Genomic DNA, 7,585 nt, shown 5'->3' on the forward strand with positions numbered 1-7,585 from the left:
ATATACCCCCCTAAATCGCCTTTTTTGACATCATCAAAATCTCTTAAGGCTCTAATTCGAGTTAAGAAATGACCATCGATATATTCACAATCATCAATAAATTCATATTTTTTTGCAGGCTCTTGTTGATTAACAGACGTGGTTTCATTTGAAATATTAGAGATAACGGGGGTGTTTTTTGATATATTTTTCATAATTAAAACCTTACTGATTAAATGTTTGTTATTGGCATCTCTATAGAGGCGCCGGGTGCTAACAAACACGGCAGTAAGTCCGTCGTTACACTTTTCCCATAAATGGGTATTGTATGGTGTAACTACACCCGACAAAATCACTATATATGCTAACAAAAGCATAAAAGATAGTCAGTTTTTAATAGGATTAGGTTTATCGCAACCTATTCGCTTACTGTTTAGTGTTGTTAAGCACTTGATTATTTATATAGCAAAATACGTATTTATTGTCAAATAATATTTTATCTTTTTTGATATTTTTTCTTATTTTTTAAATACGTTATGTATTGATAATATCTTATGCTTATTAATTGCTTCTTTTATATTTATGTGCTTTTAAAGATATATTATAGGTTTTATTAAACGATTGCGTTATTTTCTGAATCTATACATTTATAATATTTAGAAACGCTCTCATTATGCGTATTTTAAACTTTATAACCTATCAATTTTGTCACTAAATGGCTTTTAAGATTTCTGTTAATTTCTTTTAATAACACATTTTAGACTTAACAGCCTTATAGGGACTGTCTTTATAAACAAATGCTTTCATTTGTATTTTTGTATTCTCTATAGTTGTTATGTTCTTTATAGCCATGGCATCATTTTTCATGTTCATAAGAGAAATGATAAATAGGATAATTGCGATTTATTGTCTGTTATGAAAACACTTATGAAAACATCTAAAGAGAGAATGATAATTATAGAGATGAGCAAAATCCCTTTTAATAAACTTTTGTCATTTTTGTCAGTTCTTTTTAGAACCTATATCATTTTTTTTAAATGAGAGAAAATTAAAATCATTATATTTCAATAAGTTAAGTTTTATGAATTTTTCAAAATACAACTTATTAAAACAGCCATAACAAATAAATACAACTGTAAATATATATTTGTCAGTTTATGTCAGTACATTGAATCGACAAAAGTGATCATTTAGTGAATGATTAAAACATGTCTTATGAGAGTATGTGATCTTTTAAAGCCTTTCAAAAGAAAGGGATTATAATCATAATAAATGCTATCAAGACCATTATGGTTATGAGTTTTGGAGGTGCTTTTTACGCCCCTTTTATATATTTTTTTCAATAAAAAAATAAAAGTTATTATATTTCAATAAGTTAATTTTTATCAATTTTTCAAAAAACAACCTATATCAATAATACAACCTATAAATTCAACTAATGCTCTATGTTTTGTAAGGGTTTTGGGGGGGGAGAAACATTCAAAACCTATAAGTAATATAAGAAAATGAATATACATAACCCTCTTTAAACAAAGCTTTTGAAAAGGATAAAGCACTCATTTTAGATTACGGTTTAATCTTTTAAAGGCAATCCAAATAAGAGTATCTAAAAGTGCAAGTTTCTTCTTTTTAGAATAACGCATACAAACACTCCTTTTAAAGATTGTATCTAATCAACTTAACAAAAGAGGTATAGATTATGGTTATAAGCTCTATACCCCTTATGCGTTTATCATACCCATTATATGAGCATCTTTATAAGTTATTCAGTTTCTCTTATTTCTAATTTTGGTAAGTTCTTAACAATCTTCATTGTTTCTAAACTTACGGTAATAACCCTTTGAAACAAATCCAATGGATAGGCAGGGTTGCCAATGGTTTCAACAGCATAGTGATTGGCATCATTAACAATACCACTCTTTTTATCTGTCTTTACACATTGACGCCCCATAACCGATTCAAGAGAGATATCTGTCATGATGATATTGCTATTATAAATAACAGTTGATTTATTCTTTTCCTTACTATCCTTAATTTTTGCGAATTTCATTTCAGTCACATAATAGAATTTTTCGAGATTAGAGATTTCTGTCTGTTTTGGATTACCCTTTTTAAAGGTCACAGGATAAGGCTCTACAGTTTCATAATTCACGTGCAAATGCCCCAGTTTACGCCCTACTGTCACAAATTTCCAAAAATCATTAGCACTCTTTACGCAAGGGATACGAGGCAGTTCTTTGCATAAGTTATGAGCATAACGAGCACGATAATCTTCTGAATGCAAGAGACCGTAAACATAATAAAATAGATCATCTTTAGTAATTTTTTCATTAGGATAAGCGGCTTTAAAATATGCTAATTCTTCATAAGTTATGGCATTACGCATTTTCTTTTTTGCTTATTTTAATAACAAGCTATCGTCATGCTATTTTTCTTATCAAGCGATAATAATGGAGTGTTTTTTGTTGTCTCTAATATGTAACAGTTCCAATAAATTTGGTCTATTCTATGAATAAGAGTCTTTACTTGAAGCTCAAGATTATATTACATGCAACACCTTAAAATTAAGAAGCATATAGAGTGTATGATTGTCATTTAACAGTGTCATTGTAAAATCTTCAAAAGCGGGGGAAATGATATGGTTTGCACAACACATAAAGCAGGTGTATACAGTACAGTCTATGCTTTTCTCTTAGATGTTATAAGTATTATTTTCATCAAAAAATTAAAAAATTGTTACGCGGTTGGCGATTTTTTCTGTGACGCTGATGATGGGGGTCATTTTGTTGCTCATTTTGAGGGCACAATGAATGCATAGATTTTTTTTCATTTTTGTTTTTGCGGCTATTTTGTGCCTTTTCTCGTTGCCGAGTTTTGCCCAAAACATTCGTGAGAAAGCGATTAATCAATCAGAGAGCATCCAACGACAACAAACGCAAGAACAGCGTTTTCAACGATTGCACCGTAGAAACGAAACACATGGGGTATTTTTGCCAGACGATGATACCACATCTGCCTATGGTGCTTCGTCTGGTACAACCTGTTTGCTGATCAAAAGCATTGAATTTGTTGGTGCTCAGTTGATTTCTCATACCGACCTTCATGAAGCCATTTCTCTTTGGGAAGGACGGTGTTTGGGGATTGCCGAAATCAATAAAGTGCTCAAAGCGGTGACCAAGCTTTATATGAAGCGCGGCTATATTGCGGTGCGGGCTTATTTGCCTGAGCAGGATTTAAGCGGCGGTCATCTCAAGATTGTTGTTGTTGAAGGTGTGATGGAAGATATTACCCTTGATGGGCATAAAGTTGGAAGGAAATCTCAAGGAGAAATCACCACGGCTTTTCCAAACCTTATTGGGAAGCCGACCAATCTGCGCCAGATAGAGCAAGGGCTTGATCAAATCAATCGGCTTTTCTCACGCCAAGCCACCATTAATCTTGGTGCGGGGAGCAATTCGGGTGGTTCGATACTCGATGTTCATATTGAAAAACAGAAACCTTGGCTTATTACGCTTTCCAGCGATAATCTTGGCGCTAAAGCAACAGGGCTTTATCAAACGCGCTTGAGCCTTTCTTTTGATGATCTGTTGGGGATCAATGATCAATGGTCGTTGAGCTATCAGCGTTCTATGGATGGTAGTCCGTATCATTTTTCTCACAAGCGCCCCAATAGTGATACTCTAACGGGATCCTTTTCTCTACCCTATGGCACTTGGACAACAGGTTTTGATGGGACGTGGAGCCAATATCATTCGAGTGTTAAGGGAATATTTTCCGATATTATGACAGCGGGCAAGTCTTTATCGCTTACACCGTGGATTTCACGGGTTATCGACCGTGATCAAGAGGGAAAGACCTGGGTTACAGGACGGTTGACATGGAAATATTCTGATAATTTTATTATGGGCAGTCGGGTTGATGTTTCCAGCCGTAAATTGGCTATTGCAACCTTTGAGCTTGATCATTCGCGCAAGTGGCTTGGAGGAGAATTAAGCGCGCATATAGGGTTTCATAAAGGGTTGGCAATTCTTGGCGCTTATGACGATAAAGAGCAAGAGAATGCAACAAAAAATTCACCCAAAGGGCAATTTTCCAAATTGTCTTTTTCTCTAGGCTACGTGCGTCCTTTTTCGCTCAAACAATATAACTTTCGCTATAACACGCTGTTTTCAGGACAATTATCACCCGACACGTTGTTTAGTTCAGAGCAAATATCGCTTGGTGGCAGTTCCTCTGTGCGTGGGGTGCGTGAGGCGATTTATTACGGCAATAATGGGGCGTTTTGGCGCAATGAATTGTCGCTGTTGTTGCCAGGTTTTTCTTCGAGAATGGGGCGTAAATTTATGAGCCAATTTGCCCCTTATATGGCGCTTGATCTGGGGGCCGTGGCCAATAATGTAAACAAAAACAGTTTTGGCGGGAGCCTCGTTGGGGCAACTCTTGGTTTCCATGCAACCGGAGACATTACGGATATTGATGTATCTTATTCGAATATTTTAACCCAATCGACAGTGCGAGAAAAGGGAAATGCGACAGGGTTATTTCAAGTGCGGGCATTATTGAGATTTTAGAGCAAAGGGGCGGTAAAAATATCGCTGCGCTGTTTATACCCATATGGGTTGTTTTTTTAAAGAGATAAAGAATTTTATGAGGAGCTGAAGATGCGGGGATTGAAAGATCAAAAGCATAGATTGGGATATGGATACAAGCTATGGCAGCGCGTTCTTTGTGTTTTGCAGCGAGGGATCCATAAGGGGCTTTCACTTGTTTTAAGCTTTTGCTTAGCTTTTCAGCCTTTGTTGTTGCAAGCACAAGCGCTTGGAGCGCGAAGTCCTGTTGCACAAGAGAGCCAAGGGATTAAAGCAGCTGATGGGGTTGGCTCTGTTTTCCGCCCCACGGTGGGGAAAGCCGGCAATGATGTGCCGCTGATTGATATTGTTCGCCCCAATGGACAGGGTCTTTCTCATAACAAATATGACAGTTTCAATGTTGATACCCATGGCGTGATTTTGAACAATTCGACTGAGGAGGTTTCGCGTTCACAGCTTGGGGGATTGGTGCCAGGCAACGGCAATTTGCGTTATAGCGGTGCAGCAAAGGTTATCCTCAATGAAGTGGTGAGTGCCAATCGCTCGCGTCTTGAAGGCGTGAGCGAAGTACACGGGCATATGGCGGATGTTATTATCGCCAATCCCAATGGGATTACCTGTAACGGTTGTGGCTTTATTAATACACCACGGGTGACTTTATCGACTGGACAACCGATTATTGGAGCCGATGGCGCTTTGAGTGGATTGCGTGTTGAGGGTGGAGATATCACCATAGGCGCTCGTGGGGCTGATGGGAGTGCATTAGATATTTTTGATCTTGTTTCGCGCAAGATCAGTGTCGGGGGTCCCATACAGGTCAAAGGAGATTTGGCTGTTATCGCGGGGCGCAATCATTTTGATTATAACAAACGCGAAGCAACTTCTCTTGGTTCTGATGGCAAAGAGCCGGAATTGGCGATTGATTCCAGTGAGTTTGGTGGAATGTATGCGGGGCAGATCCGCGTGATTGCCAATGATAAAGGTGCGGGCGTTAAGATGCGCGGAGACATGGTTGCCAATGCAGGCGCCATGAGATTGACAAGTGATGGCAAGCTGGTAATTGCCAAAGCACGTGCCAAAGGAGCGGTGAAGGCTCACTCCCACCACGATAGTGTACATGTGAAAGATCTGCTTTTCTCAGAAGAAGCAGTTGAACTGAAGGCTTTGAAACATGTTGAACTGGCTGAGCAAGCTCGCGTTGCAGCGAGCGGTACTGTTGATGTGCACGCCGATCTGATCAAGCTCCAGTCTCATGCTCTTCTAGCAAGCGGTATTGGGAGTGATGGTCAACAGTCAGCGACGGGTTCTTTGCATTTACAGGCAGCAAAGCTTGAGGCGGGGAATGGGCGGATAGCCGCCGGTGATCTTTTAGAGATCCAAGCAGCAACAATTGATCTGAGCCGCATGCAAGACAATGATCAAACAGGGGTTTCTTCCCTTGGCGATCTGACCATTAAAACCAATCAAATCAGCGCTTTAAACAACCATATTGGTGCCAAGGGGAATATTGTCTTGAGCGCCGATGATGGGCTCACTGTAGGCGCTGGACATTATAGCGCCGGCGGCTCTCTTTTGGTGGAAGCAGCAGAGCTTACATCACGCGCGCGCTTAGTGGCAGAGCAAAAAATTGACCTTTATGCGCATCACGGTGCCCTGATCCAAGAAGGCACTGTATTGTCCAATGGGAAGATAACGCTGGATGCCCATGGTGCCCTCAATCATACGGGTGATATTGTCAGTATGCAGCAGGTTGCCTTGACAGCGGGGGGCATGCTCACAACCTCTCAAGAGAGCACGATTTTAAGTTATGATGTGGTTTTAAGTGCTGATGCTTTAACCCAAGCAGGGACTGTGGAAGCTCAAGAAGGAGCATTAACCCTTCAAGTGCGTGATGGGGTTATCAATAGCGGCACAATGCGCGGTGAGAGTGTCGATGCTCATATTGGTGCATTTACCAATCAAGGGACGTTTATTGCAACCGATGATTTGCATTTGATGGTAAGCACACAAGAAGGCGCCGATCCGCAACAAGCCTTTCTGAAGAATACATCCGAAGGTGTCCTTCAAAGTGGTGGTGTTTTTGTTGTGACCGCAGGGCAATTAGACAATGCCGGTGTGCTTGGCTCTAGTGGTGAGAATGTTGCGCTCAATGTGGCAGGGAATGTCAGCAATAGTGGGCTGATTTACGCCAAAAAATCTATGGACGTATTCAGTGATGGTGATTTAACCAACACACAGGGCAGAATGATTGCAGAAGAGGCTCTCAGCATTGGTGGGCTGAAAGAGATACGTGCTGGTCATATAAATAATGAGGCTGGTCTTCTCAGTGCTTTAGCCGGTGAGATGAAGATTGTTGCAACGTCTTTTGTCAATAAAAGCGCTGAAACGACAAATTCAGAGCAACAAAACGCTACACATGATGAAGGTGCGCATGTTTTAGCCCGGGATGGTTTGCGCATTGATGTGGGCAGTTTTGAGAATGTTGATGGTCTTATTTCTACGCAAGGGGCAGTCAATATTGTTGCTGATAGTGTGATCCAAGCAGGGCACATAGAGATTGAGCGTGGTGACCTTCAACTGACCAGCCACGGTGATTTAAGCAATAGTGGCACGATAGAAAGCAATGATACCATTGCTTTGCATGCGCAAACAAATCTCAGCCAAACGGGGCGCATTGTCTCTAAAAAGCGGATAGAGCTTTCCAGTGATGGCATATTGACAATGGGCGAGACAAGTGAGGTTGGCGCCTATGATGTAACGCTGAAGGCAGGCACACTCACCCAAGCTGGGCTTGTGGAAGCGCAAGGCGGGGTACTGACTCTCAACAGTCATGATGTTTTAAGCAATTCCGGTATTATGGTGGGCGGTGTTGTTGATGCGAAGCTTGGGTCTTTAGCCAATTCCGGTCAGCTTTTAGCCAGTGACAGTTTTACGCTTGTGGCAAAAAGTCATGATCCGTCATTGGGGCAAGTTGCTCTGGTTTTAAATGGTGAAGACGGTGTTCTCAAAAGTGGTGG

Annotated in this window: 3 protein-coding genes and 2 pseudogenes; 3 read left to right on the plus strand and 2 right to left on the minus strand. The window is 40.4% G+C overall.

The genetic code is table 11. From position 1 onward, the window contains the following. Positions 1-194 (minus strand): annotated as a pseudogene (locus tag ACFING_RS08650) (hypothetical protein); the annotation flags it as partial. Between the two features lie 1,547 nt (positions 195-1,741). Continuing rightward, positions 1,742-2,362, minus strand: a pseudogene (locus ACFING_RS08655) (type ISP restriction/modification enzyme); the annotation flags it as partial. Between the two features lie 255 nt (positions 2,363-2,617). On the opposite strand from ACFING_RS08655, the gene ACFING_RS08660 reads away from it, so the two are divergent. The 3 genes from ACFING_RS08660 to ACFING_RS08670 all read left to right on the plus strand — a co-directional run. After that, a complete protein-coding gene (locus tag ACFING_RS08660) occupies positions 2,618-2,797 on the plus strand; it encodes a hypothetical protein (RefSeq protein ID WP_375630495.1) in 180 nt (59 codons plus the stop codon). Further along, positions 2,790-4,550 (plus strand): ShlB/FhaC/HecB family hemolysin secretion/activation protein, encoded by a 1,761-nt coding sequence (locus ACFING_RS08665; RefSeq protein WP_375630497.1) that lies wholly within the window; start codon positions 2,790-2,792, stop codon positions 4,548-4,550. Before ACFING_RS08660 ends, ACFING_RS08665 begins: the two co-directional genes overlap by 8 nt. A 90-nt stretch (positions 4,551-4,640) precedes the next feature. Next, a partial coding sequence (locus tag ACFING_RS08670) for a filamentous hemagglutinin N-terminal domain-containing protein (RefSeq protein WP_375630499.1) occupies positions 4,641-7,585 on the plus strand: 2,945 nt, incomplete at its 3' end.

This window comes from Bartonella sp. AP150HLJHH (genome assembly GCF_042196385.1).
In the GTDB taxonomy this organism is placed as follows: domain Bacteria; phylum Pseudomonadota; class Alphaproteobacteria; order Rhizobiales; family Rhizobiaceae; genus Bartonella.

Coding starts and splice junctions, on each gene's coding strand:
- ACFING_RS08660 (WP_375630495.1), top strand. CDS start 2,618: ATGGTTTGCACAACACATAAAGCAGGTGTATACAGTACAGTCTATGCT.
- ACFING_RS08665 (WP_375630497.1), top strand. CDS start 2,790: ATGCATAGATTTTTTTTCATTTTTGTTTTTGCGGCTATTTTGTGCCTT.